1 protein-coding gene is annotated in these 3,639 nt (G+C 36.5%); it reads right to left on the bottom strand.

The features are described from left to right. Nucleotides 1-91: 91 nt before the first annotated feature. Nucleotides 92-3,639, bottom strand: a 3,548-nt coding sequence (locus AX662_RS09695; RefSeq protein WP_082757409.1) for a KxYKxGKxW signal peptide domain-containing protein, incomplete at its 5' end; no start/stop codon positions are given.

Genomic DNA, 3,639 nt, shown 5'->3' on the forward strand with positions numbered 1-3,639 from the left:
TAACTTTGTGAAGTTTAAAATGTACTTTCTTTTCCATGATAATTCTCCTTTCATTGAAAGACAAATTGGAATTATATGTGTGAAATAAATATTATTCGTAAATATATTTAATAACCCTTCCATCACCGTTTTCATCGAAATGAACAAGCTCAGCTTTCACCTTGTAACGAATTGAGTGGTTAAAAGTAATGTCAACATTTTTAGCACGTTTTCCAGTTTTTGGGTAATAATAATGGTAGTAGTAGTCATTTCCCGCCCAAATTGTTCGCAATTCGTCGTAGCCTAGTCTACCATCATCGTGGAAATAGTAGTAATCATCTCCAATCTTTTGTTCTCCCTTGTAACATTTACCATCACTACCAACATAGTAACGATTACCGTCAACGTCAACGAATTTGTCACGTCCTAAGTCAACAAGTTCACCAGTATTCTTGTCATAGTAATAACCATCATCAGCAACAATACCTTTAGCTTGTTTACCATCTTTATCAAAGTAACCCTTCACATTATCGATAGTTTTGTGTCCAGTTACCTTTTGACTATTTTCATCGACGTAGTACCAACTATTAGAATATTTTTTACCAAAATATCTAGTAATTGCACCAGTTGAGGTGTCTGCTAGACTAGGGTATCTATCGAATTGAAATACTTGAACATAATTATGGTCGATAGGCTCATTACCTAGGTCGGTGATAAAATGCCAAGGTTTTATTTGAACATAACGTTTTGTGACTAAAGCTCCGGTGTCCTTATCGTGATATCTACCATCTGGTGCGAAATCCCCTTTTAACTGTGGTCCATCAGGGTAGAAGTAGTAGTCCTCACCGTTAATAGTCTGATAACCTGACACCTTGTAGCCACTATTATCTAGGTAGTAGCGGAATGTAGTTGAGATACCATTAGCACGCCATTCACGAGCGATTCTTACAGTACGTTCTCTGAAAGTATTTCTTGCTAAGTTACCTGTATGTTTATCGTAATATTTACCGTTTTTTGCGAAACCTCCTTTTACTTGCTCTCCATTTTCATCGAAGAATACTGTTTCACCATTAATAGTATGCTCCCCTTTTAAAGCGATTCCTTCGGAACCAAAATAGTAAAATGGTTTTGTATCATCGCTAAATCCATTGTGGTTAGAAGGAACGTATAAGTTCCTAGCTAGATGACCATTATCATTCATATAATGGATATTGTGGTAGTCATCATAGAACAGTCCATTTTTTTTGATATCATCTTTCTTTTCAGTAATGACACCTTCTTGATCTGAAATATAAAGTTTATCGTTCACTTCAAAAAGTGTTCCAATGACACGCTCACCATTATTTTTATCGTAGTAGTATTTGTTTCCTCCTTGTTTAATAAACTCTCCTTTAGATTGCTTTCCGTTTTGGTCAACATAATACCATTTACCATTTATCATAACTGATCGGTTGACACCTAAATTAACACGAGCACCGGTATCTTTATCATAATAGTAACCATCGTCTGCGAACTGGTCTTTGATTTGTTCACCATAGGCATTGAAATAAGTAGCAACACCATTTATTGTTTGGGGACCGTGAAGGAATTTTCCGTCATATCCTGCATAATAGGTGACTTTTCTAATTTTAGGGTTAAGATAGTCATTCTCTAGGTGATAGATAGTAACGTATTGATTTTTAACCATCATTCCTTGGTAGTCATAATAATAGCTGTTTTCAAAGTCATCGGTAACAATTTGGTTGCGATAGTTTAAAGCATATGGTACTTCAGAGAGTTTACCTTCATTATCAGATTTATAGGTCTTACCATCGATTTGAATAAGTGAGTTGATAACCATTTGTCCATTATGCAAATCATAGTAATGTTTTGGTAGACCTGAATTTGAGTAGCTAGCTTCACCTTTTAGTTGTCGACCATTACCGTCAAAACAAACATGATAACTATCAACAATTTGGTTTCCAATGAGTTTTTGACCATTTTCGTCGACATAATACCAGTTTCCATTGTCTTCTACATAAGCATTGGTAACAAGTTCACCACTATCCTTGTCATAGAAGTGTCCATTCGGAGCGAAGTGTCCTTTAACTTGGACTCCACTATCCTTAAAGTAAACTTTGACGTTATCAATGGTTTGTTCGCCAATGAGTTTATTGCCATCGGCGTTGTAGTAGTACCAGTTTCCTTTATCATCGCTGACATATTGGTTATGGAATTTAGAGTCACCTTGAATAGTGATATTTCCCTCTTTATCTGCGATATAATATATACCGTTTAACTCAAAGGAAGTGTCCTTGACTTTACGACCATTATCTTTGTCGAAGTAGTAGATTTTATTATCAATATTAATGAATTCGCCTTTAGCTTGATGTCCCTCTGGACGAGATGATTCATGGAAGTAGAGTTCAAAGCCATCAATAGTTTTAGGTCCAGTGATAGGAAATCCGTCTTTGTTGAAGTAATACCAACGACCTTCGTAGTCCATCATAAATTGATTTTTTGGATATTCTCTATTATTTTCTGAAGGAAGAGTATAGTAAATTGGGAACGGATAAGTTACAATGTTTAGTTTTTTATTGAGATAATCTGCCACCCCATCGTGGTCTGAATAAAATACATATGGCATAGACTTCCATAGACCCTTTTCGATGATAGGAAATTGTTTGTTTTTGGCTAAGGTCCCTTTGTCGTCAAAGTAGTAGCGTTTGTGGTCTAATTCCATTAGTCTATGAACAGCAACTTGGCCATTGTCATAGATGTAATAGTCATCACCTAAAATCGTCTGACGACCTTTCTTAAGTGTATTACCATTTTTATCGAAATAGTAACGTTCTAGTCCAGGCATTACATAATAGTTTGGTTCGATATAAGCAGGTTCATTGAAGTAAACAACTTTACTATAGTTTTCTTCTGGAATATAGTGGTTGTCTTTGAATGTAATAAAACAATCTGTTACTAGCTTGCCATCGTTTCCATCGTAAAAGTGTAGTTTGTCGTCAACTTTTCTAAGCTGCCCTTTTACCATAGTGCCATCATCGTTAAAGTAATATTGGAAACCGTTGATGTCTTTTGGTCCGGTAACCAGCCGCCCTTTTGCATCTACATAATAGGTAACACCATTTGCATCTGAAACGAAACTCTCTCTTTTATCTGTCTTTTTTGTGATACCTTCCGCTTCAACAGTGATGGTGAAATCGCCATCTTTTTGTGAGGTATCTAAAGTTGTTTTATCAGGAGTAGTACTTATGATGAGGTTTTCGTTGTTTGTAGGTGTATTTGTTGTACTTACCTCAGAATGTGCAGTTTCCGGACTAGCTACTTCCGAACTAGCTGTGCTTGTAACTTCAGAGCTTAGTTTTTCAGAGACTGTTTCTGTTGAAGCCAATTCAGAGTTAGCTGCTAGTGCTTCTGACACTGTGGCAGCTTCACTTGAAGCACTAGCAAGTGTGTTTTCTGCAGGTTTAGCTGTGGTTTCACTAGTTGCTGGAGTCTCGACGTCAATGGCGCCTTCTTTGATGATGGCTTCAACAGTCGCTTCATTAACAGGGGTAGGCTGTTCTTCAGCTGAAGCGTAGTTAAGGCCTGCAAAACTCAATCCTAAAGTGAGTCCTGTCACTGCAATAGTTACCCAATGTTTTTTAACTTTGTGAAGTTTAAAAT

It is taken from the genome of Streptococcus sp. CCH5-D3, from assembly GCF_001556435.1.
Lineage (GTDB): Bacteria > Bacillota > Bacilli > Lactobacillales > Streptococcaceae > Streptococcus.